26 protein-coding genes are annotated in these 23,443 nt (G+C 39.2%); 9 read left to right on the plus strand and 17 right to left on the minus strand.

What is annotated here, in order from left to right; all coding sequences use genetic code 11:
• Window positions 1–18 precede the first annotated feature (18 nt).
• The 3 genes from QT327_RS05370 to QT327_RS05380 all read right to left on the minus strand — a co-directional run bounded on the left by QT327_RS05370 (window position 19) and on the right by QT327_RS05380 (window position 1,656).
• The gene (locus QT327_RS05370; protein ID WP_013668280.1) at window positions 19–177 is read right to left on the minus strand and encodes an LPXTG cell wall anchor domain-containing protein; all 159 of its coding nucleotides are present in this window, start codon (window positions 175–177) and stop codon (window positions 19–21) included.
• A 201-nt stretch (window positions 178–378) separates the two neighbouring features.
• Window positions 379–1,002 (minus strand): Gfo/Idh/MocA family oxidoreductase, encoded by a 624-nt coding sequence (locus tag QT327_RS05375; RefSeq protein WP_354004811.1) that lies wholly within the window; start codon window positions 1,000–1,002, stop codon window positions 379–381.
• Window positions 1,003–1,656, minus strand: a complete 654-nt coding sequence (locus QT327_RS05380) for a Gfo/Idh/MocA family protein (protein ID WP_207303766.1) — start codon at window positions 1,654–1,656, stop codon at window positions 1,003–1,005.
• 212 nt (window positions 1,657–1,868) lie between these two features.
• Here QT327_RS05380 and QT327_RS05385 point away from each other — a divergent pair, with 212 nt between their 5' ends.
• Window positions 1,869–2,390, plus strand: a complete 522-nt coding sequence (locus QT327_RS05385) for a hypothetical protein (protein ID WP_289552286.1) — start codon at window positions 1,869–1,871, stop codon at window positions 2,388–2,390.
• A gap of 295 nt (window positions 2,391–2,685) precedes the next feature.
• Here QT327_RS05385 and QT327_RS05390 read toward each other — a convergent pair whose 3' ends face one another.
• The 3 genes from QT327_RS05390 to QT327_RS05400 form a co-directional block, all read right to left on the minus strand.
• Window positions 2,686–3,114: a molybdenum cofactor biosynthesis protein MoaE gene (locus tag QT327_RS05390; protein ID WP_130856524.1), complete on the minus strand. Its 429-nt coding sequence runs from the start codon at window positions 3,112–3,114 to the stop codon at window positions 2,686–2,688.
• 318 nt (window positions 3,115–3,432) lie between these two features.
• Window positions 3,433–3,762, minus strand: a complete 330-nt coding sequence (locus QT327_RS05395) for a chromate transporter (RefSeq protein WP_289552287.1) — start codon at window positions 3,760–3,762, stop codon at window positions 3,433–3,435.
• A gap of 25 nt (window positions 3,763–3,787) precedes the next feature.
• The gene (locus QT327_RS05400; RefSeq protein ID WP_289552288.1) at window positions 3,788–4,327 is read right to left on the minus strand and encodes a chromate transporter; all 540 of its coding nucleotides are present in this window, start codon (window positions 4,325–4,327) and stop codon (window positions 3,788–3,790) included.
• 371 nt (window positions 4,328–4,698) lie between these two features.
• On the opposite strand from QT327_RS05400, the gene QT327_RS05405 reads away from it, so the two are divergent.
• On the plus strand, window positions 4,699–5,481 hold the full coding sequence (locus QT327_RS05405) for an acyltransferase family protein (RefSeq protein WP_354004750.1): 783 nt from the start codon (window positions 4,699–4,701) through the stop codon (window positions 5,479–5,481).
• Window positions 5,475–5,795, plus strand: coding sequence for an acyltransferase family protein (locus QT327_RS28170; protein WP_354004751.1), 321 nt, complete (start codon window positions 5,475–5,477; stop codon window positions 5,793–5,795). Before QT327_RS05405 ends, QT327_RS28170 begins: the two co-directional genes overlap by 7 nt.
• A gap of 11 nt (window positions 5,796–5,806) precedes the next feature.
• Here the strand turns inward: QT327_RS28170 and QT327_RS05410 are convergent, their stop codons facing one another.
• On the minus strand, window positions 5,807–6,310 hold the full coding sequence (locus tag QT327_RS05410) for a transposase (RefSeq protein ID WP_289552289.1): 504 nt from the start codon (window positions 6,308–6,310) through the stop codon (window positions 5,807–5,809).
• A 124-nt stretch (window positions 6,311–6,434) separates the two neighbouring features.
• Window positions 6,435–6,779, minus strand: coding sequence for a MarR family winged helix-turn-helix transcriptional regulator (locus QT327_RS05415; protein WP_289552291.1), 345 nt, complete (start codon window positions 6,777–6,779; stop codon window positions 6,435–6,437).
• Between the two features lie 234 nt (window positions 6,780–7,013).
• Here QT327_RS05415 and QT327_RS05420 point away from each other — a divergent pair, with 234 nt between their 5' ends.
• Window positions 7,014–7,502, plus strand: coding sequence for a DinB family protein (locus QT327_RS05420; RefSeq protein ID WP_041387792.1), 489 nt, complete (start codon window positions 7,014–7,016; stop codon window positions 7,500–7,502).
• Between the two features lie 33 nt (window positions 7,503–7,535).
• Here the strand turns inward: QT327_RS05420 and QT327_RS05425 are convergent, their stop codons facing one another.
• The 3 genes from QT327_RS05425 to QT327_RS05435 all read right to left on the minus strand — a co-directional run bounded on the left by QT327_RS05425 (window position 7,536) and on the right by QT327_RS05435 (window position 12,511).
• Entirely contained in the window at window positions 7,536–8,147 is a 612-nt protein-coding gene (locus tag QT327_RS05425) for an FMN-binding negative transcriptional regulator (protein ID WP_289552293.1), read from the minus strand.
• Between the two features lie 173 nt (window positions 8,148–8,320).
• Window positions 8,321–9,523, minus strand: coding sequence for an inositol-3-phosphate synthase (locus QT327_RS05430; RefSeq protein WP_289552294.1), 1,203 nt, complete (start codon window positions 9,521–9,523; stop codon window positions 8,321–8,323).
• Between the two features lie 420 nt (window positions 9,524–9,943).
• Window positions 9,944–12,511: a TonB-dependent receptor gene (locus QT327_RS05435; RefSeq protein WP_289552295.1), complete on the minus strand. Its 2,568-nt coding sequence runs from the start codon at window positions 12,509–12,511 to the stop codon at window positions 9,944–9,946.
• A gap of 404 nt (window positions 12,512–12,915) precedes the next feature.
• On the opposite strand from QT327_RS05435, the gene QT327_RS05440 reads away from it, so the two are divergent.
• The gene (locus tag QT327_RS05440; RefSeq protein ID WP_289552296.1) at window positions 12,916–13,416 is read left to right on the plus strand and encodes a hypothetical protein; all 501 of its coding nucleotides are present in this window, start codon (window positions 12,916–12,918) and stop codon (window positions 13,414–13,416) included.
• Window positions 13,417–13,438: 22 nt separating this feature from the next.
• Here the strand turns inward: QT327_RS05440 and QT327_RS05445 are convergent, their stop codons facing one another.
• Complete coding sequence (locus QT327_RS05445; RefSeq protein WP_289552297.1) at window positions 13,439–15,544, minus strand: HRDC domain-containing protein; 2,106 nt, start codon at window positions 15,542–15,544, stop codon at window positions 13,439–13,441.
• Between the two features lie 173 nt (window positions 15,545–15,717).
• Here QT327_RS05445 and QT327_RS05450 point away from each other — a divergent pair, with 173 nt between their 5' ends.
• Window positions 15,718–17,070 (plus strand): MutS-related protein, encoded by a 1,353-nt coding sequence (locus QT327_RS05450; RefSeq protein WP_289552298.1) that lies wholly within the window; start codon window positions 15,718–15,720, stop codon window positions 17,068–17,070.
• A gap of 73 nt (window positions 17,071–17,143) precedes the next feature.
• Here the strand turns inward: QT327_RS05450 and aqpZ are convergent, their stop codons facing one another.
• Window positions 17,144–17,854 carry an aquaporin Z gene (gene aqpZ, locus QT327_RS05455; protein WP_289552299.1) on the minus strand — a complete coding sequence of 237 codons (711 nt, stop codon included), beginning with the start codon at window positions 17,852–17,854 and terminating at the stop codon, window positions 17,144–17,146.
• Between the two features lie 205 nt (window positions 17,855–18,059).
• Between aqpZ and QT327_RS05460 the strand changes: the two genes are divergently transcribed.
• Window positions 18,060–18,335: an Ada metal-binding domain-containing protein gene (locus tag QT327_RS05460; RefSeq protein ID WP_289552300.1), complete on the plus strand. Its 276-nt coding sequence runs from the start codon at window positions 18,060–18,062 to the stop codon at window positions 18,333–18,335.
• Between the two features lies 1 nt (window position 18,336).
• A complete protein-coding gene (locus QT327_RS05465; RefSeq protein WP_289552301.1) occupies window positions 18,337–19,050 on the plus strand; it encodes a 2OG-Fe(II) oxygenase in 714 nt (237 codons plus the stop codon).
• An 80-nt stretch (window positions 19,051–19,130) separates the two neighbouring features.
• Here QT327_RS05465 and QT327_RS05470 read toward each other — a convergent pair whose 3' ends face one another.
• From QT327_RS05470 to QT327_RS05480, 3 genes are all read right to left on the minus strand, one after another.
• Window positions 19,131–19,514, minus strand: coding sequence for a DNA-3-methyladenine glycosylase family protein (locus QT327_RS05470; protein WP_289552303.1), 384 nt, complete (start codon window positions 19,512–19,514; stop codon window positions 19,131–19,133).
• On the minus strand, window positions 19,508–19,951 hold the full coding sequence (locus tag QT327_RS05475; protein ID WP_289552304.1) for a DNA glycosylase: 444 nt from the start codon (window positions 19,949–19,951) through the stop codon (window positions 19,508–19,510). The genes QT327_RS05470 and QT327_RS05475 overlap by 7 nt, the downstream gene beginning before the upstream one ends.
• A 149-nt stretch (window positions 19,952–20,100) precedes the next feature.
• Entirely contained in the window at window positions 20,101–21,615 is a 1,515-nt protein-coding gene (locus QT327_RS05480) for an arylsulfatase (RefSeq protein WP_289552305.1), read from the minus strand.
• Between the two features lie 224 nt (window positions 21,616–21,839).
• Between QT327_RS05480 and QT327_RS05485 the strand changes: the two genes are divergently transcribed.
• Window positions 21,840–22,235 (plus strand): VOC family protein, encoded by a 396-nt coding sequence (locus QT327_RS05485; RefSeq protein WP_289552306.1) that lies wholly within the window; start codon window positions 21,840–21,842, stop codon window positions 22,233–22,235.
• Between the two features lie 7 nt (window positions 22,236–22,242).
• Here the strand turns inward: QT327_RS05485 and glk are convergent, their stop codons facing one another.
• Window positions 22,243–23,277, minus strand: coding sequence for a glucokinase (glk, locus tag QT327_RS05490; protein WP_289552307.1), 1,035 nt, complete (start codon window positions 23,275–23,277; stop codon window positions 22,243–22,245).
• Window positions 23,278–23,443 lie beyond the last annotated feature (166 nt).

Below are 23,443 nucleotides of genomic sequence, written 5' to 3' on the forward strand. Positions count from 1 at the left end.
GACAAAAAAAGAACGCTGCTAAACCTGCTCATCTTTATGTTTTTCAGGGTTGACGTCTCGTAAATGGATGGTCCTCTCCATATCTTTCCGATCTCTTCGATTTTTCCGAAGGAACCATATAAGTATTGCTATTATAGCAATACTTACTAATGTAATAATGATGATGTTAGTTTCCATATTGATTCTTTTCAACTTCTATCCACAGCAACATATTTTTCTTCTTATTGTTCTCTTTATCAATATTTTGACACGAATAGTGATTTCCGAATCAATGAATTACGATGAGTTTAATTTATACCTAAAACCTTATAATATGAACGACATAAATGGTGGAGCCAAAGTTCTTTTTCCGAAGCCCGTAACAGATTAATGTTCCAGTTAAAAATCGTTAAAATCCCAGTTTCCTCGATATGGTCTTGACAACATTCCATTTGCATAGACATTATCAAATATTTCCTTCTTAGGATCCCACTGTAAAGACTTCTGTAATTCATAAGCAATATTCACTGCATTGCAAACTGTTGCTGTGCGATGCCCTGTCTCTACATCCACAATAGGTTGCTTTCTGGCCTTAACAGCATTAATCCAATCTTGATAGTGATTTTCACTATGGTATACTTTCTTATCGCTCGCCTTAAGTGTGATTTTGGCTAGCGGCTCGGGTTTTGAACGAAGGAATTCTCTTGCCACTTCAATCGTCCCATTGGTACCTACGAATTGTATTGCATTACCTTCTATCCATCTTTTATGATTTACCTGAATGCCGTTCGCATATTTAAAATACAAACCCTCTTGTGCGAGCGGTTGTTGTGGAGGCACAAACTCTACAGGACCCGATCGGTCCATATCCAGAGCCCACTGGACAATATCGAACATATGAGCGCCCCAATCCGTTACATAACCGCCACCAAAGCCGTGGTAATTTCGCCAGCCGGCCCAGCTTTCATCACCTAAAGGTGGCGAAAGTGTGGGATGGTACCCCCGATACAGGGAAGGGCCAATCTAGTTATCCCAGTCCAAATAATCCGGTGTCGGCAAAGTTGGTAAATCGCATGCCCTGACAGGTCCACCAATCGAAACGTTGATCTCTTTAATCTCTCCGATATAGCCATTTCTTACCAAATTCACGGCATCTCTGAAATATTGTTGAGATCTTTGCATACTTCCGGTTTGAAAAACTCTTTTATACTTACCAACGGCATCTACCATCGCTCTGCCTTCCGCAATGGTTAAGGAAAGAGGTTTTTCACAATAAATATCTTTTCCGGCTTTTGCCGCATCTACAACCATTTGGGCGTGCCAATGATCCGGAGAAGCAATCACAACCGCATCAATATCTTTCCTATCTAACAGCTCGCGATACTGTCTGTAGGCTGCTACTTCTGCTGCTGCCTTCTTTTTATTTTCGACAATAGCAGCTTGAACAAAACGTTGTAACTTCTGCTTATCCACATCGCTGGCGGCTAGTACCATAGTCTCCGGACATTTAGCGATAGCCTTAAGTAAGTAACTATTCTGTTTTCCGGTTCCTATATAACCTAAATTGATCCGATCGCTGGGCGCTAAAAAGCCCTGACCGCCCAATACATGCCTCGGCAATATGGTAATACCAACCGCCCCGATTAGGGTGTTTTTAATAAAATCTTTTCTTTTCATTTTGGTTTACTTAAAGGCGTTCTGGTTTATTTAGCATATAACTGACTAAGTACGTACAAGATAGCAAATCTAAAAGAACCAAGCAATAATTTGTTTTCTAACAAGTGTCCGATTTTTACAATTAGATTCACATGAGCTATCTTAACTTAGCTGTCGGAAAAGTTGTACAGCAGTTGTTTTCGCCTTGGTAGACAAGAAATACTTTAGACAATATGGGAACTAGTTATAGTATTACAGACAAATTTGGAGAAGATTTAGCATGTCTTCTAGCAGAAAAGATAGTAAAACGATATACTGACTTTCATTCAGCGGCTTTTATTAAAGAGGTTGCTGTCAGCACAAAGGGCAAAACTTATACCCAACGGGTGGAGGTGATTGCTGATTTGTTAGATATTCATTTACCGTTTGCATACAAAGAAGCTATTCATATACTACTTTCCATATTAGGAGAAGAAAATCCGAAGGAGACGGGAATGTTCACCAATTTTTACTGGGTTTTACCCATCGGTAAATATGTAGAAAAGTACGGCTTATCAGATTACAATGTTTCTATGCGAGCAATTGCCGAGATAACCAAAAGAAACACAGGGGAATATGCGATACGTCCCTTTATAAGAAACTTCCCTGCACATACGTTGCAAATAATGGAAAGTGGGCGCAATCTGACAATTTTCACTTGCGGCGCTTGGCATCGGAAGGATTGCGCCCAAAACTACCGTGGGCTACAAGATTAGACACCTTTAATCATTGTCCTGAAAAAGTTTTTAAAATTCTGGAAATATTAAAAGAAGACCCTGTCTTGTTTGTGAAAAAATCCGTTGCTAACCATCTAACCGATTGGCTGAAAGTAGATAAGGATGCTACCATGCCTTTACTTAGAAGATGGGCAACGTCTAATAATAAACATACTATGTGGATCGTAAAACGTGCAAGTCGGAAAATTGACTTATTATTAGCTGATACAGTTGATAGGTAGCACTAAACGCACCTTGAAAAACTTGAATTAGCTAAACATAGAATTTACGCTGCCTATTGGTTTATCTTCCACTGATATTTCTGATCGTCGAACAGTTCTTTACCCCAAATGGGTAATTCGATCTTGATTCTCTCAACTACTTCCGTACATGCTTCAATTGCTGCCTTACGGTGCTGTGAAGAAGTGAATACAAAAAGGCAAATTTCTCCCGTCTTCACAACGCCTAAGCTATGGTGTACGTGCATACACGTCAACGCATACTTGTCGAAAATCTCTTCACGGATATTGTGCATTTTTTCCAATGCCATTTCTTCATAAGCAGTATATGCTATGGCAACAACTTCCTTTCCATCAATTAAATCAGCTCGTACCTGACCTAAAAAAATATTATGAGCCCCTATTTCTGTTTTCGTGGCATGTTTGGCAATGCTTTCTGAGATGAATGATGGACTTATCGGGCCATGTTGAAATATCTGTTTCATTTTTATAAATATAACTATGCTAAATTAGTAATTTATGTGCAAGGTTTTAATAAATTCATCTAATGCAGCAAGTGGATGCGATAGCGTAGTTAAAGCCCAAAACACAAAGTATTTCCTCAATGATTAATATATAAAGATTCCTATAACCGCTGCAACGGCTATTACAAAAACCGGATGTAATTTATATCGAACAGATAGGAACAGTGCCCCCAGAAACAGTAAAGGACTGAAGTAATCTATAAAGTTTTCGTGGTTCATTAAAGACACCGCTGCAAGTCCTATTAATGCAACGCTTAATAACCGAACTCCAGTCATGGCTCAGGTAAAATATTTATTGCTTCGAAAACGACTAAAAAAGTAAGATATTAAGATAATCAGAATAAACGAAGGTAAGCATAAAGAGAAGGTGGCTACGACTGACCCCAAAATAGACACAAAGGGAGAGCTTCCCGAATTTTCAAGGGCTGTATATCCGGCATAGGTCGCTGTATTTATCCCAATTGGTCCGGGCGTCATTTGAGATACCGCTATTAGATCGGTAAATTGCTGTTTCGTCATCCAATTGTTTTTTTCCACAACTTCGTCCTGAATCAATGAGAGCATGGCATAACCACCTCCGAAGCCAAAAACACCAATCTTTGTAAACACCCAAAATAGTCTAAAAAAAATCACCCTATCTCCTCTTATTTTTTTCTTTGAAAATATTATAGATTATTCCGGCAATACAGCCAAAAACAACAATGAAAATTGGCGATACATGTCCTTGCCACATTATGAGTAATGCCACAATAGGTATAATCGCTGTCTTATAAGTAAGTTTATTAGCTTTTATCGCCGAGAAACAAGGCGCCACAATAAGTGCGACCACCGCTGGACGCAGGGCTTTGAATGCTTTTGTGACCCATATATTTTCCTGAAATCTACTAAAAAAAGCAGCTATCATAATGATGATTGCAAAGGGCGCTACAATAGTTCCTAATGCGGCTATCGCACCACCCTTTAGCCCGTTTATTTTATAACCTACAAGTGCAGCAATGTTAGTAGCAAAAACACCTGGTAAAGATTCCGTAATGGATAGCAATTCATAAAATTCTTCCTTAGACAGCCAACCTCGGGACACAATATCCCGTTCTATTAACGGGATAACTGCATATCCACCACCAATTGTAAACAAACCGATTCTAGTGAAAGTGACAAATAATTTAAAGAACATTCAAACTAAAAAAAGGTAAAAAACTTCTGTACAACGTCTTCTCTTTTGTTATACCGGGGTTATATTTTATCTTATAAAGATACAAAAAAAGGCGCTTTTTTGGGCAATTTTTAATAAAAAAGAAATATAACCTAAAGAATAAAAAAGATGATAATTTCCGCTTCAGAAAACAACTAGCCTAATAAGTTCAGAGACAATCTATCGATGATAGAGCCATATATTTTCAAATTAGAAAAAGCAAATCGGATGAGACGAAATTTAGAAAAACTGAGACAGACGTTCACGATAGTCATCCATTTTTTGACTTTATTTGTGAGATGCTTTAGGAAAGATATTTCTTTGAATGTCCTGCGAGTTTCCACCGATTAAACATGTATAAAACAAAACCGAATTTTAGCCTTTTAAAGACAAAGCAGCATTTTGAGATTCTGGACGGATTAAGGGGAATCGCCGCAATAGCAGTGCTCATATTTCACTTCATGGAAATAGCTACTCCGGACTATCACGATAATTTTATAGCACATAGCTACTTAGCGGTTGATTTCTTCTTTTGTTTATCAGGCTTTGTGATTGCATACGCCTACGATAATAAGATGGATAGCATCGGCTTTATTTCGTTTCTTAAACTAAGGCTCATACGCTTGCACCCGCTCGTTATTATCGGCTCGATCATCGGTTTACTTGGTTTTTTGTATGATCCCTTCAGCGATCTGTATAAAGAATTTAGCCCCATTCAGATTGCGCTCATGTTTGCAAGCTCTTCCTTATTAATCCCATATCCTGCAGTGCCGGAAAGATACTTTAATTTATTTCATTTAAACCCACCCACCTGGTCATTATTTTGGGAATATATTGCGAATATTTCCTACGCTTTATTCCTTTATAAATTCCGTAACAAGATACTGTGGTGTCTCACCGGCATTGCAGCTCTTGCGCTATGTTACGAAGCCTATCGATCAAACTACTTGGGTGTGGGATGGGGAGCAGACAATATTCGAGGTGGCGGTATCCGTATCTCTTACTCTTTCTTAGTAGGCATGCTAGTTTATCGTTCTAACTGGGTCATCAAAAATAGATTAGGATTTATCTTGCTTGGAAGCTTACTCGCAATTACTTTCTTTATTCCTTTTTCTGAAAAATCAATTGGGTGTTAGATCCGTTTATTGTGATCTTCTACTTTCCGTTCTTAATTGTGCTCGGTGTAGGAGTTAATGTTCCATCATCTTCCAATAATATCTGCAAATTTTTGGGAGATATTTCCTATCCGCTTTATATGATTCATTATCCGTTTATCTGGATATTTATGAGCTATGTGGAACAGTTCCATCCAACTTGGTCTCAATTACGTATCATTGTACTTTTAGCAGTCATCACTATAATCATTTTCGCCTATTTCGTTTTTCGCGTACTGGATCTTCCAATACGAACCTACCTCAAAAATAAATTCAAGAGAGATTGGGATAAATAATAAAAAGCGCTTTATCGAGTTTTCATATTTATAATGGATATATACAATGGTATTAAACCACATGATATCAAAATAAAAATGCTTACGCGAATATAGTTAAGTGTTCGCCAAAGATTTGCCCTATCCAACAAATCGGTTTCTGAAGCAGCTCCATTGGCAACATCTTGGAATGTCATAATGTTAGGTGCAAAATACATCAGTGTCCAAGCTCTGACTGCCATATGCAAGAAGAAAAGAAGCAGCAACCAATTTCTAATGGGCATTATTTTCCAACAAAAAATGAGTGCCACTACAAAGGTGATCTCGTGAATGGTATGGACAACAATCCAGAAAGTCTTTAAGTTTAGGCCATACCTTCCTCCCAGTAACTGAAAGGATTCAGGTGGTGAAGCTGTCCATTTAGGAACAATCACTGCAGTTTCAAAAATTTGCGCCCCATTCATCAGAAAGTAAACAAGTGTCGTAATGAAGAGCCATGTCTCAGCCCTTACAATATAATTTGCGCCGTATTCCATATTTATTGTTTTCTTAACTGTTCAATCATTTCATTCATAATATCAATGGCAGAAGTAAAATACTTTTCAAGTACGGTGATTTCTTGATCGGAAAAGGAATTCACCAGCTTAGATGTTTTTTCATTTAATTTATCAAAAAGGGATTTAATAGCTTTAAGGTATTTTTGGTGTTCGGCACAATAATTACTTTGCGTCTATCCTCGCTATCAAACTTCCTTTTGACTAATTTTTTTTTCTCCAGCCGATCTACCAAGCCTGTGACAGCCCCTGTTGTCAGACCTGTTAATCTGGAAAGCTCACCGGCAGTCATTTCTCCATTTTGTATTATAAAACCTAAGTATTTATGATCTGTACCCGATAATCCTATTTCACGAGCAATCGCTTCGTGCATTAATATAGAGGTGTCTGAATACTTCCTGCTGAGGGATCTAAAGTTTTGAGCTTGCTGCTCTTTCGTTCTATCGGTCATTTCAAAATATATTAGCAACTAAATATCTTAGTTGCAAAGATAAAAAACAAAATCATACAAATCAATTCATTTTTTCCCCGAGGTTAAGAGTAGAGCTGCTCATGTATCTTAGTTCTGCCTGAAAGCAAGCCGCTTTCTTACTTTTTCAAGTTGCCTGCTGGCAAAAATTTGTGGCAGGTTTTAACATTTTGCAATTCCTTAAAACAAAATCGGCATCTAAATTCTTTTATGTGCATGGAAATCTCAACAAATAATATCGTCGCGCAAGTAAAAGAGCAGTTATTAGATCGTTTTGTAACGAGTGGCGCACATGTTGACCTCTTCGACGCAATACATGGGCTTTCTTGGGAGCAGGCCGGACAAAAAAACGAAACTTTTCCTTATAATATTTGGCAGCTAACAGAACATATTCGTATTTCTCAATTTGATATATTGGAATTTTGTCGCAATCCGAGTTACCGGTCTCCTGACTGGCCCTCAGGTTACTGGCCTAAACAGAGTAGTCCAAAAAATAGCTTGGAGTGGAAGCAAACGCAGGATAAAATTCGGGAAGATCATCAGGCCTTCATCGAATTAATACGAGAAAGCATGGAAATTTTTAAACGCTTTGATCACGGTACGGGGCAAAGCGTGTTTAATGAGGCCTTGTTGATTTTAGATCACAATGCGTATCATGTCGGACAAATCGTCCTAATTAGAAAAGTAAATGGATGGTGGCATTAATGCTGAATGTATTTAAGATAAGATCAATCGTATTTACAACTCCTTCCGCATATACATTGCTAACTGCTGATCACCTAAATCGCTATGGGACTGTAAGTCATTAATGATTTTTTCCCGTTCCAAACGCGTTTTATTCTGACTTAGCTTTTTAACTCCTTGAATATTCGATACTTCTAATTTAAACGCAACAATGCCCTTAATCATTCGGTCGATATACTCCTTTGGCAACGATTTCCATTGCTCATTATAGTCCTTATCATAGAAATTGATAGTAGCACTAAGTACCCGTAATATTTCTTCCCGCTCCCATATTAAACTAACGGTTCCATAAACATGAACCGCAACATAATTCCACGTCGGGACGCTTTCTATCTTTTCATAATTTTTAGGCGAAATATAAGCATGCGGCCCCGAAAACACCACCAAAACACTCTTTTCTTCTATCGACTTCCATTGCGTATTCGCTTTGGCAAAATGCGACTTTAATATTAATTGTCCGTTTTGGTGTTCAATGGCGAAGGGCAAGTGCGTTGCCACCGGAACCATCTGCTCATTCCCATTTATGATAAGACCAAAACTGTTCGCTTTTATAAACTCCAGTAAGTCATCTTGGTGTTTAAATACAAAATTTTTCGGAATATACATCTATTTCACCGTCTTTAAAACAATTTTAACAACATCTATTAGAAGTATGGTGTTTCCTCCCGAAAGTAGCATTGCGAAAAGAGGAGGCTTTCGTGAATTATCCTAGAATCCTATAAAAAAACGGCACGTACTTATTCATGCACTTGCCGTTTCCTGTCTAGTTTACGAAAGATTTACTCCGTAACCAATTGGGTATTTTTAAGCTGACTCCTTGTAGAAGTTGTCAATTCGCGTTTTGCTAAAGCATGACATTCCTCCAAAGCTTGGCTGAACATCATTTGTTCAGGAGGGGTTTTCTGAGTTGCGGCAGACGGCCCACGTAATGCTCCGACGATTCCCAATTCCCTAGCTACATATACATATCGTATAGCATCAATTACGACGCCAGCGGAATTTGGAGAATCCTGAACAGATAATTGTGCGTCTAATATCACCGGTGCCCCCATAAACCCTTCGAGTTCTAACCTAAAATTGGCCACTTTGTTGTCTCCATAATAAGCAATATACTCCGATGGCCCTGCGTGCAAAAAGCTATTCTCAGTAGATATGTTCCTGATATCGTTTTGTGCTCTAATAACATTCTCTTTGGAAATCTTCTTCGATTTCAAGCGATTCTTGTCTTCCATATTCAAAAAATCGGTATTCCCTCCAATATTTCTTTGAATATGGGCTTTTACGTGATGTCCGCGCGCAAACGCAAGTTCTTGCAGCATTTGCGATAAAATACTCGCTCCGAATTGGCTTCTCATATCATCTCCAATAATCGGAATGCCTGCATCAATAAATCTTTGCTCCCAGGCAGGATCAGAAGCAATAAATACCGGAATACAATTTACAAGTGAAATGCCTAGCTCTAAACAAATTTCTGCAAAAAATTCCGTGGCAATTTGTGAACCAACAGGCAGATAATTGATCAGAATCTCAACCTGATACGCCTTTAGCTGGTTAATAATCTGCTCACGGAAGACTTCAACAAGACCTTTGTCATATGTTGAGCTACTATCGAGCATATCTGTGGCTTTCAATGATTCCGCAACTTTGAATCTTTGCGCCTCCGGGTAGGAAGCCATCATTGGTGAAACACCATCAAGAACAACGGATGGATATATGGGTGCATTGGAGCTGATTTGATCATATAAAACCATTGTACAATTTGGTTTCTCAAAAATAGCATCTTTCAAAGTTTTTCCGATTTTCCGCTCGTCGACATCAAATCCGCAAACAAATTCAATGTCAGCAGCACGATATCCTCCAATGTCATCTGTCATTAAGCCAGATTTTTGATCGGGGTGGTTAGTATAATACTCAACACCTTGTACCAATGAGCTTGCGCAATTTCCTACACCCAGGATTGCGACTTTTATTTTATGTTCCATTAGTTAAAATATATTATTTTTTTTCATGTAAAACAAGTATTTAAAGTAAGTTTGCGGACGGATACAACTTATTACTGCTTCTTTAAATTACCTGTGGTTAAAATTATTGGTTCCAAAGGTAGCCAATGGTTTAAAATTCTCATCGAATAAAATATCTTTTTTTGAAAGTTTTACTTTTTTATTAACATAGTCAAGATATTGGTATATTCTAAATGTAAATATCGGATAATTTTCCGTTATAGTAAGGCTATGAGCAAGTTATAGACAGTGAGTTTTTTTCAAAAGATGCGAATTAAATTGGTAGTAGGTTATCGGAAACAGATACCGGATACCATATCGGTTTTAGCGACGATCAGCCCCCAATAAAAAAAAGGGCCTTGAGTCAACTATCAAGCCCCTTTTTATTTCAGATCGGTAAACCTATCGTACCGTTCTACCAAAACTGTAACGAATAGTCGCTCCAAATGTACGTGGGTCACCCAGCACAGCAGCATAGTGACCAGCATTGCCTGCAGCGGGAAGCAATTGCTCGAAGTAATCTTTATCTAGCAAGTTTCTACTCCAGATAAAGAACGATACACTTTGACTCGCTTGAAACCCGAGTCGCGCGTTCAGTAAAAGATAACCGTCCACATTTAAATATTGAGATGGAGACGGGCTCGATGAAAATGAAGAACGAAAATAAGAATCAATCGCGAAAAAGTAGCTCCCGCCTAAAGTAAGGAATTTACCCGGAATGTCAACTTGTCCACCTAAAGATCCCGCCCATTTTGAAATTCCAGGCAGCTTACCGCCTGAAATATCCTTGAAGGCAGACTCTCCGCCCGTTTCTTCTAACGGAACAGGTGCATTTTTAAAGGAAATGTACTTACCGTCGGTATACGAGAGCGCTCCATATAATGAAAAAACGTTGCCAATAAACACATTACCATCAAGCTCTGCTCCGCGTACCCTCACTTTTTCTGCGTTTGCTAAATAACCACGATTTACGCCTACTTCCGCGGTTTGCACTTGCGTTTGAAAATCTTTGATATCTGTATTATAAACAGAAAAATTTAAAGTAGCATTGTCCAAAGGAGTAGTTTTTATCCCAATTTCGTAATGTGTAACATATTCCGGTTTAATTTCTGCCAGTTCCAGCATTGGCTCACCGTTATTAGTAGGTAACCCCCCGAGGTTAAGTCCTACCGGTTTGTAGTTAGTTGAGAAAGTAGCGTAAGAATTGATACGATCATTGGGTTTATACGCTAGGGTTAGTTGGCCGGAAAGATTCGTATTATCGGTATTTGCGTTAAATACCTGATCCGTATAAACTGCTCTTTTAATTGCCAAAAGGGCTGGGTCATCGGTTTGAAGCCCTCCATAAGTTTGGCGGTTGAAATCTACTTTTTTGTCATCGTAATTAAACCTCAGTCCTGGCAATAGATGTATTTGGTCTGTGATCGACCAGTCGAGCTGGCCAAATACTGCCCCACTAAAAGACGTAAGCTTTGAATATGTCCGAATACCGTATCCATCGAGCAATCCCGGTGTGGCCCATAAATCACTCGTTGAATTTTGCGAGAACCGCCATTGCGCTGCACCTGATTCCTCCGTATGGTATGGATCTGTCTTCAATCGTTGTCCGATCGCATAAACACCAAACACTCCACTTAGACGGGATGAAAGATCACCGGCATAGCGAATTTCCTGCGACCATTGTTGATGTTTGGAAGGCGCTTGTGAGAGCGATAAAACTGGGAGCCCTGTAAAATCGCGATCGTTTGAGGGATTCCAGTTCCAATATCGCCACGCGGTCGTTGAAGTCAATGTACCTGATCCGATTTTAATATCTGCATTCAAAGAAACACCTCCTAAGTCATTATCTGATCGCCAAGGTGTGTCGTGGTCTATTTTTCTATCAAAAGGATTACGGCTTGGTAGATTATATCCCAGATCGGCAATAATTTGTTCAAATTGCCGATAAGCTGCTCTTTGTGTAGGAACTACCCCGGCGACAACTTGGGCATAACCATTGGGACGCTGTCTTGACACATCACCCGCAAATAGAATATTGACGTTATTGGAAGGTGCATAAAGTAATTGTCCTCGAAAGCCTAAATTATTAAGATCATTTACGTTTTGATCGGTAGCGACGTTATATAATACACCATCGCGCTGCGTACCGGAAAAAGAAACTCGGGCTGCCAAATTTTTCGTCAGGGGACCGGTAACGGAGCTTTTTGCCTGGACATAACCAAAATTTCCATAGCTCGCTTCGAAATTAACCTCCGGTGTAAAGCTAGGTTTACGAGTAGTGATGTTGAAAGCTCCTGCTGTCGTATTCTTTCCAAATAGCGTACCTTGGGGACCTCGCAGCACCTCTATTCGCTCAACATCAATAAAATCGAGTGTAGTTGCTGCTGGGCGTGCAAAGTAGACGCCATCGACGTAGAAACCTACACCGGGGTCTATGCCATCATTCGTAAGTCCAAACGTCGAACCTAACCCCCTAATATTCAAAGTCGTATTTCTAGGATTAGATGAATATAGTTGCACCGCTGGCACCAATTCTTTTAGACGATTAACATTGAATGCACCTGCATTTTCAACACGAGCTCCGCCGACAACAGAAATAGGAATGGGAACATTTTGCACACGTTCTGTACGACGCCTAGCCGTTACGGCAACTTCTGAAAGCTGGAAATCATCGGCAAGTAATACAATATTGAACTTGTTTCCACTCGCCTGTTGGACCTGCACTTCTTTTGTTCTGAATCCTACGGAACTGACAGAAAGTGTAAACGGCAAAGTTGTTGTCCCTTGAATGGTGAATTCACCATTAATGTCAGTAACAGCTTTTAAATTAGTACCCTTTATTAATACTGTTGCACCAAGAATAGCCACATCATTGGCATCTTTAACAATTCCCGTGACCGTTTGCTGTGCAAAAACAAACTGCGAGATTAGTGTGATTAGAAAAAGGAAAAGTAGCTTTTGTTTAAACATAATAAAATCTATAGAATAAGTAGACAAATATAGATATTCTTTTGATATTCCGTAGATTTTATAGAAATAATGAGGACGCTTATTAATGCGCATTTATTAATGGAGATGACGCTATTTTATCCAGGACAAATTACCATGGGAGAACATAAAGTAATTTAACACCAAGTAATCTCTGCGCTTATGTTTTGTATTCTTTTTCGGTTGATAGAATGCGATAACAATGGTGCGGAAATGCAAAATGTAAACAAAATTTTGTTCTTTTGTGTAAATGTTGCTACTTGCACCACGTTAATAACCGGTTATGAAATCATCATTATATTATTTAAGTCAACTGTTCTCTCAATAAATCCGGTGCCTGCTTGTAATAGACAAGCCTTTATGGTCATTGAAACAAATTTATAACAATGAAAAATCAATCTGATTTACCGTTATTACCTGTGGTCGTACGAATTTTTATCGTCGGGTTAATTGTAGGAACGTTGGATATAACAGCTGCCTTCATAAAATATTATTTAGAAACGGGAAAGAACCCGCTGTTTATTTTCAAGTATATTGCAAGTGGGGTACTTGGTTCAGAAGCTTTTTCAACAGGAATGCCGGCAATTCTCTTGGGATTATTTCTACACTACGGTATTGCGCTTTCATTTACGATAGTTTTTTGTGTAATATACCATCGGCTTCCGATTATATCGAAATATAAAGTGTTATCCGGTATCTTTTTTGGCTTTTCGATTTGGGTTATCATGAATTTCCTGATCGTGCCACTAAGCAGCACTCCGAAGGGCGAGTTTAAGGCAGGTAATGCAATAAAAGAACTCCTAATTTTGATAGGCATGATCGGCTTACCACTACCCTTCCTAGCAAATTGGCTTGTTTTTAACGAACGAATCCTTAAAAGGGTTTAGTTATTAAAAAGTTTCCGGATCGCTAACCGAACAGATCACGTTCTCCGTAAAACTGACGAATAATCTTCACAAATTCATCTCCCAATTCTTTGGCTTTTCCGACCCCTATACCTTTAATTTGAGCTAACTCTCCCAAGGATTTTGGCGATTTGGCTGCAATAGCGATACAAAGTTGTTCACTCAAAATGAGATAGTCTGCAACCCCTCTCTTTTCGCTATTTTTCGTTCGCCAAGCGAAAATTTCGTCGAGTAATAAGGGATTAACCAAGTCGCTAATTTTAGGTTCGTTCATCCCTTTTTTTCCTACTTGATAAACCGGAACGTAATTTATGGCAGCCTCCATCGATACTGATGATAATTTTTGGCTATCGACTTGGACCGGATCAATCTGTAAGACGGCCAGTTTCCCTTTCAGATGCATTACAAACTGATTGTATATCTCAAAAAATTCAGGGTCGAGTCCCTCTTCTATTGGTAACGTTAGTATTTCTTTTACCATATCCAATAGCAATTCGACTTTGGGCTTGAAATAGGTTACCGCTTGTTTTAAGCGAAGTGTAAAATTGCCTTGCACCAACGGAAGCCGGTAATCTAAATTATTCAATTCTCGCCTCAAGAATTTGTCAGCCACTTTTCTCACCTGATCGACTAAAAGCTGCTCAATCTCATTCACACGAGTGGCAACGGAAACCTCATTGACTGAAGATTGTAACATGGACTTCAAGAGGTTCCATTCAATTTCGATGTTCTTAAAGTCAAAGATATCCGCAATTAACTTATACTCATGTTCTAACATCGCATGGCTTAGCAAGTCAGCCTCTTCACTTTGCATTCGACTTTGATGCATAAACGAAGTTATGCGTGCATCTGTCATTACATTCTCGGCTTTTACGGGTGCCTTTAATATCAATCCTTCCAAATTTCTACACCGGCTGAGCGCCACATATGTTTGGCCGTGTGCAAATGCAGCCTCCACATCGATCACCGCTTTATCAAATGTCAAACCTTGACTCTTATGAATAGTAATTGCCCAGGCCAGTTTGATTGGATATTGCGTAAAAGAACCATTGGATGATGACGCTATTTTCCCTTCCAACTCATTGAGAGCATATTTGGTGTATTCCCAAGTCTCCGGCATCACGTCAAATATAGAATCATCATCTAGAAAGCGGACCTGTATACTGTCGTGTGTTGCCTTTAAAACGCAAGCCGTCCGCCCATTATAATATTGCTTCTTACCACTTGAATCGTTTTTTATAAAAATAACTTGCGCACCCACCTTAAGACGTAGTTCCGGTTCAGCAGGATAGGCGTCTTTAGGAAAATCGCCGGCAATAATCGCCTTATAAACCATGATCTCTCCTTCCAAATCTCTTAAGCGGGTCTCGTTGATCTCTCCCACAGAGCGATTATGTGTCGAAAGCGTAATATAGTCAGTCAGCTCGGCAGCAGCCATTCCCGGTTTAAATTGCCGATTCAAAACAGAAAGAAGCGATTCATCGACATTGCCATCCCTTATGCTGTTTAGAATGTTAATAAAAGTGGGATCTGCCTGCCTAAAAACTTCCGTAAGTTCGAAACTGACTAACGGAAAAGACGCAAAAATCCAACTACTGAAAAAATAGGGGCTGGTATAATACTGCTTTAAGATAGGCCAATCATTCTGATAAACCGGAGGTAATTGATAGAGATCGCCAATCATGAGTAACTGAACGCCGCCAAATGGCCTGTCAGAACCTTTAATACTTCTCAAAATCAAATCAATTCTGTCAATGACATCTGCGCGAACCATACTGATTTCATCAATAATGAGCAACTGTAGACTGATGAGCATCTTTGCTTTGTCGGGCGCCATGCGAACCGCCTTATGATCTTTGAAATCACCGAGATCTTTTCGAGGAATCAGCGGCCCGAAAGGTATTTGGAAAAGCGAATTGATAGTAACACCACCTGCATTTAAAGCAGCTATTGCGGTGGGAGCTACTATCGCGATGTTCTTTGCTATAGTAGTCTTTAGATAGTGAAGAAAGGTAGTCTTGCCCGTTCCTGCTTTACCTGTTAAAAAAACGGGTTTATCCGTTTTTGTTAAAAAATCGATAACGCGCCTATGAATAACATTTAAGTTCATATAATTTACGATGTATCTGCGAAATTCGTAGCAAGACTCGTCAGCAAAGGTAGAAAAATCATATCATGCCTTTTCCTGTTTTACGCATTTTCTGAAATTTAGACTACTTTTCAGTAGAACAACAAATTATGTTTTTATACGTTAAAACGAAAAGGCCGATTAACACCCTAAACATGAATGATACGTTTTTGATTGATAATCAAACTATAGACGATTTACAGCTTTTCGAAAGTCCAAAATACAATCGCAGCGTTTATGCTTACTTCGATTATACAACTACCCTTGGCGGTAAAACACGCCTAAAAGAACTCTTTCAAACGCCGCTCAGGAACATATATGACTTACAAACACGGGTTGAGGATTTAAGATTTCTTTACGAGGAAATCGAAAATATATCCTTTCAGAAAGAACCGATGGACTTTATTGAATTTTATTTAGCGAATTCAGATAGTCCAAAAAAATATTCCTTCTTTCGAGCCTTGAAAAAATCAATTCAATATCAATATAAAAAGAAACAGGAACAATATAATAAGCAACGTGGCTTAATCGAAATACTGGATACGATATCTTTCCTGAACGAGCTTTGTCAAGAATTACAGAAAAAAGGCCAAGTTTCTTTTATCAAGAACTTATCCATATTGATAAACACAATCTATGCCGATGCGTTCATAAGGAATTGCTTAGAAAAAAATTACCGGAAGTTAAAAGGAATTCGATTAGAACGTTGCGACTATTTAATAAGGAAAATTTATAGACAAGAAATTCGGGACATACTGAATTATGTTTATCAATTAGATGCCTATTATTCCGTTGCATTGGCGGCAAAAAAGCATTCCTTCTCTTTTCCCCAATATATCCAACATGACAAAAGCAGGCTCGAGCTGAAGGCAGTTTTTCATCCCTTTTTACACAATCCCATTGTTAACGACTTCAGCCTAACAGCGAATAATCATCTATGCTTTCTTACGGGGGTAAATATGTCCGGAAAATCGACATTAATGAAATCAATTGCCATCGCAACCTATCTCGCTCATATTGGTTTTCCTATACCGGCAAAAAAGATGACAACTGGATTGTTTAACGGCTTACTGACAACAATCAATCTTGCGGACGACCTAACACAGGGACGCAGCCATTTTTACAACGAGGTCTTACGCGTAAAATTCGTTGCACAAGAGCTTTCTACGCGCAAAAATCTACTTATTATCTTCGACGAACTCTTTAGGGGTACCAATGTAAAAGATGCCTATGAATGTTCATTGTTAATAGTTGAAGCTTTTTCGAAGCACCCAAACAGCCTCTTTGTGATTTCAAGTCATTTGGTAGAAATTGCCCATAATTTAAAAGATATCACTCCCATTCAATTCAAGCATTTTCAAACCCAATTCGGAATAAACGGACCAACCTTTAACCATATCTTATTAGATGGTATCACAAGCGACCGGATTGGCACTTGGCTTTTAAAAAACGAAGGGATCTTGGAAATGCTAAACGATATGACTAATAATAACGACACCGGCCACTAATGCCAACCTTCAATGTAACGAGCGGGATAACAAATTGTTTACCCCGCTTGTCAAGATATACCTTTTTACAATATCAGCTTGGGTCGCTTTTCTGAATAAGTAATTTATAAATTAAGGCTCCTATAATTGCTCCTATTATGGGTGCTGCCCAAAACAACCATAACTGACTAAGATATTCGCCTCCGGCAATTATCGCTTGCGAAGTAGAACGAGCAGGGTTCACCGATGTATTTGTTATGGGAATTGAAATCAAGTGAATTAAAGTAAGTGCCAACCCAATGGCTATACCGGCAAATTTACCATTCGCAAACTTATCGGTCGCTCCAAGTATAACAATCAGGAAAAAAGCCGTTAATACCGCTTCTGCTAAAAAAGCGGCACCAAATTGATAACCATGGGGCGACAAGGCACCATACCCATTTGCTGCAAACGCCCCTGCCTTCGTATTATCAATCGCAACAGGATTCGCATTGCCGGTTAATATTAAATAAAGAATTGCGCCGGCAGCAAGCGCTCCCAAAACCTGCGAAAGAATGTATGGCAGCAAATCCTTGGCCTGAAAACGGCCGCCTACTAAAAGTCCAATAGAGACTGCAGGATTAAAATGCCCTCCTGAAACATGACCTACAGCGTAGGCCATAGTAAGGACTGTTAAACCGAAAGCAAACGCTACTCCCATATAGCCAATGCCTAAATCTGGTATACCCGCAGCAAACAACGCGCTGCCACAGCCGCCAAAAACCAACCAGAAAGTTCCGAAAAATTCTGCGAAATAGTTTTTCATAATCTGTTATTATTAATTGGAAAGTGATTATTAGCGATTTACGCTAGGTAAATATATTAATTTATTTTAAAGAAAAGTAATTTTTTTAATTGCTGTTACAGTAAACCACACTATTGTGCAAACCTGTGTACTTTTTAAAAAGCAGCAATATTCGGGTTTTACAATACTTGAACATTAATTTATTTTGAAGAAATGTTTTATTATAATGTATCGACATATTGAACTTGGCAAAACCGGAGGAGAGAGAATGATCAAACTTCGGGCATTAATTCATAAAAAAAAAGTCAGCTTGGCAGGTTATTGGCCAAAAAAAATATATGGTTTATTGTCATGTGGTTCGGGCAAACGTATGAAAGTGGCACATCGTGTATTTTTCTATGACGAACAGGAAGCCGTTGCGAAAGGATATCGCCCGTGTGGCCATTGCCTGCGGAGTGCGTATGAAAAATGGAAATTAACTCAAAAACATTACTTTAAATAAGATGGAACAAATTTTTTCATTAATTGAAACACAAGATTGGAGCCGCATTTCCAGGTCTTTGCATGAAAAGGGTTTTGTAATTATAAAGAACCTTTTCTCTACCGATTTATGTGAGGAACTAATAAACTCATATGATAACGACACCCGTTACAGAAAGACCATTCTAATGGAAAGGTATCGTTTCGGTTTGGGTGAGTATAAGTATTTTAAATATCCTTTGCCTGAGCCAATTTTGGCGTTGCGTGAAGGTATTTATCCAAAGATTGTATCAGTGGCCAATCGTTGGATGAATGAACTAAAAATAAACGCTGCGTATCCTTCAACTTTTAATGAAATGCAAAGACATTGCCATGAGCAGGGACAGACGAAACCTACGGTATTGATATTAAAGTACCACGAGGGAGGATTTAATACCTTGCATCAGGATTTATACGGAACCGTTTACTTTCCCCTGCAAATGGTTATTATGCTCAATCAAATCGGAAAGGACTACACGGGCGGTGAATTTGTCATCACCGAACAGGTGCCACGTGCACAATCAAAGGCTAATGTACTACAGCTCAATCAAGGCGACCTATTAATATTCACTACAAATTTCCGATCTGTAAAGGGAGTAAAAGGTTTTCATAAAGTGAACATGAAACACGGCGTGAGTCCATTGCATACCGGTCAACGATACGCGCTTGGTATTATTTTTCATGATGCACTGAATTAATTTTCGCATCCTTCGAAAGACTATGCCATAAATAGAAGACGATGTAAGATTCCCAGTCCTTAAACTGTCTGAAGAACTGCTTAGTGCCAACTAAGTCTTTTTTGTCTTCTATTTATATGAAATTTCACGAGCGCGTTCAGTAGTCCTGCGTCTCCGTAAGGTATGCTATTATGCACTCGTAAACATTTCATCAAGACATAATTTGCTGTCCAAAGACCAATTCCCTTCACAGACATTAATAACTGCTGTTTCAATTCGAAACTTGGTAAACCTGCTACAATTTTCTTACTGATTCTACCTTCTAAAAAGGCTTTAGCTACCTCAATGATATAGTTAGCTTTACTCTTGGAGAGTTGTATTTTCAGTAGGTCCTGCGGATTTACGGCTATAAAATCCTGAGGAGAGGGAAAAACATAATAAGTATCGCCCTGATAAACAACACAATGGCCATACTCCTCTACCAAGCGCCTTTTTTATAAGCAAATGTCAAATTGATCTGTTGTCCTATAATGCACCAAACAATAGCTTCAAAAAGATCCGGAATACCGATTAATCGCAAACCATAAAAAGCGGTGGACATGTAGTTCAATTTCCCGGAAGAGGATACAATCGCATAGTAATTCTCTAAGTTATTTTCAAGATCAAACCATTCAGCTAAATACTGTTTAATATAAACAATCGTTTCTTCTTCTAACACTTTACCTGCTATTGTCACTTTAAGTCCTTCGGTATCTCCAAAAACATCCAAAATGATCTTTTCATTTTCTACAATCAGCGCCTTTCGAAAATGATCGTCATAAATGCGAATCAAACAGTCATCATATCCTCTATCGAGAAACCACAAACACTCTTTGAAGTTAAGAGGTCCGTTAACCGGTATTATCAAATGCTGATTTTGCATGAGTCGAAATTAAGGAAAGTAAGACTGGTCTACAATCCGTTTCTTGCTCGAATTTTCACAAAGCACGTTTACCCCTATCTTCGAAACCCATTGGTTGTCCTAATAGGGAACCGGTGCTATGGTGATTTTTTAAACCGGCCACTCAAATTCTACCTTTTCTCATTTTGAAGTTTATTATCAACAATCTCCCAATCCAGGATGTGAGCAGGTTGGTGCTCCCGAGCAACAATTCTATCAAATTCATGCAATAGTTCGGCATGCTGTTGTGCCAGGTCATTGGTTTCGCGGGGATCCTCTCCAAGATTAAACAACATCCATTTCGCTTTTCGATTCCCTTTCATATTAAGCTTGATTGCTTTCCAATCCCCTTTCCGAATTGCCAGTTGGCCTCCCTTTTCCGGATATTCAAAGTATAGAAATTTATGCTGTTTTTGTTTTTTCTCTTTCCCAAGCAAAGTAGGGAGAAACGAAATGCCATCTGTATTACCTGCATCCTCTCCGATAAGATCCGCTATAGTCGCCATCAAGTCGTATTGCGCCGAAACGTGGTCCGTTTTGCTGTTTGGTTTTATTTTACCGGGCCATCGTACCAGAAATGGCTCTTTAATTCCTCCTTCAAAAACATCCATCTTCAGACCTCTTAAACCTGCAGTACTATCAAAGAAGGTATAATCCACACCTCCATTGAACGCGGTCCCGTTATCACTCGAAAACATAACAATCGTCCGTTCATCTAAACCCAGCTCTTTTAATTTTTGTAAAATGAGACCGACCTGTGCATCCAAATAGGATATCAATGCAGCGTAGGTTGCTCGGGGATATTTCGTGGCCGCATACCCATGCTGCCCATAATAAGGTTGATCGTTAAACCGATCTTTATATTGATTTACATATTCGTCGGGAGCTTGAAGCGACACGTGGGGAATCGTATAGGGCAGGTAAAGAAAAAAACGCCTCTCTTTAGATCTTTCGATAAACCGAAGCGCCTTGTCTGTCATTAGACCAGGGGCATAGCTATTACCTTTGAAGTAATCAAAATCAGTATCATCTGCTTTCAAGGAATCGACAGAGCGATGCACAAATATATCCGGATTCCCTAATTTAACATATTGATCATTTTCCCATAAGTGAGAAGGGTAATAATTATGCGCTTGTTTCTGATCCAAATAACCAAAATAATAATCGAAGCCCTGCTTTAAGGGAGAACCAGTGGTATTATGCATTCCCAATCCCCATTTTCCTATTAAACCGGTCGCATATCCGGCTTTTTTTAGCATTTTAGCAAGTGTATAAGTCCCCTCCGGAAGGGGCATTTGCCCGCCTTCTAAGCTGTCCGGAAAACCACCCATCTCATAGTTTCCCCTAATATAGGAATGGCCACCATGCTTACCCGTTAGCAGCATACAACGTGCGGGCGCACAAACCGGTGTGCTTGTATAATGATTGGTAAATTGCATGCCTTCTTTCGCCATTTGATCCAAATAAGGCGTTTTTATTCTTTTCTGTCCATAAGGACTGATGTCACCATAGCCGAGATCGTCCGCATAAATATAGATAATGTTAGGCGGCAACGTATTATTCTGCGCGTATCCCATTAAAGGCAGGACAAAAATTATTACTTGACCAACTATTGCAAGCCACCGCATTAATCTATTAGATTTCATAATAAGTTATACATTTAGTGTTTTCGATTTCGGTTCCATATTGGCGTTCTGAGCAATTTTACGGCTTAAAATACTTAAAACCAAAAGCAATGTAAACGCAACCGTTTGCGAGACAAACGTTTCGATGGCAAGTGAGTAGAACAAGATTGATATTTTATTGTTATCAATCAGTGCAGGACAGCTAAGATGCGTTGCGAATGGTGAGGCGCTTAAAATAAACAAAGATGATATTACAAACTCGCAAGACATTCAGCAGTTATTCAGCTGATGATATGGAGAAAGCTGAAGCTTTTTACAAAAACACATTAGGATTACAGGTGACACGTGCCGAGATGGATGTGCTCGAACTTCATTTGACAGGTGGTCATACCATTATTATCTATCCAAAAAAGAATCATCAACCTGCCACTTTTACCGTACTTAACTTTGTGGTAGAAGACATAGTCAGTACGGTTAATCAACTTTCTGCCGACGGTGTTCATTTCCTTTCATATACAGGAGAAATTCGCACCGACGAACGAGGTATCGCTAATGCTGATGGCACAGGGCCAGGCCCCAAAATAGCTTGGTTTGCAGACCCTGCCGGCAATATTCTATCAATACTCGAAGAGCGTGTATAACAGGGGACTATAGCTCTTTACCAAAGGCTCCATAATGTGCTGCTCCCGTCAATGCAGTTCGGTTCTTTAGAATTAGGTGTATAGGAATACGCTGCAATAAAAGCTCCATGCGATCACTTTGGATAAACTGCTGCCGGAACAGCTCATCGCGTAAGAGTGGATAAATTTTTGGAGGAATCCCCCCTCCCAGGTATAAACCACCTGTAGCTTTCAATTTAAGAACCAAACTAGTGGCTTCTCGAGCCATATAACTTACAAATAACTGCATGGCTTTAACGCATCCATCGTTTAATTCACGCATTGCTGTGTGGCTTACCACCGCAGCGGGGTCTTCCGTAGTTAATTTTTCGCTCAACCAAGCAGGTTCTTTATAGCCTTTTACATCCCGTAGAAAGGAATAAATTCGGTATATCCCGGCCCCCGAAATCAAATGCTCCCAACTGATCAACGGACTTTCGTTTCGTAAATAATGAAAAAGTTCTATATCCGTTTCAGTACGCGGCGAGAATTCGCTATGACCTCCTTCCGTAGCAAAAGGCCGATAGAATTTTCCATCCCAAAAAAGCCCTGCTTCTCCCAATCCGGTACCCGGTGCTAGGATAGCAATATTCCCGGCCTCAGGTTCTCCCGAATATAACGTTGCCAAATCATCTTTTGCAATTCCCGCTAAACCATAAGCCATTGCTTCCAGGTCATTCAATATACATACTTTACTCCACCCGCTATTTTGTTGCAGCATCTTGGCATCAATATTCCATGATAAATTAGTCAATTTTACGGCATTATTTACCACGGGTCCTGCTACACCAATAGATAACACTTCAGGTGGTGAATTAACATCATTTCTTAAATATTCATCTAAAATCTGATCGAAAGATAAATAATCTCGGGACGGAAAGGTTTGCTCCCGTAGTAACTTAATTTGTGCATCTTCTACCTTAAACGTACCTAGGCTTGTTTTTGTCCCTCCAATATCAGCAGCAAGCAATAAGACATTTTTTCCATTTTGTTTATTGGGTAAATAAAGCGGTATACGGGTCATATTATGTTTTTTCTATAAACACGGAAGCGTGCATTTTGATTGCTTCTCCTTTCTTTTTCTACACATTAAAATGATTATTGTTTAATACAGTAGTTATGCCATAAGCCTCGTTAGCACTATATGGTCAATTTTCCTATATTTGATTCACCGTCAAAACAGACACTTT

The sequence above is a fragment of the Olivibacter sp. 47 genome, assembly GCF_030372825.1.
In the GTDB taxonomy this organism is placed as follows: Bacteria; Bacteroidota; Bacteroidia; order Sphingobacteriales; family Sphingobacteriaceae; genus Olivibacter; species Olivibacter oleidegradans.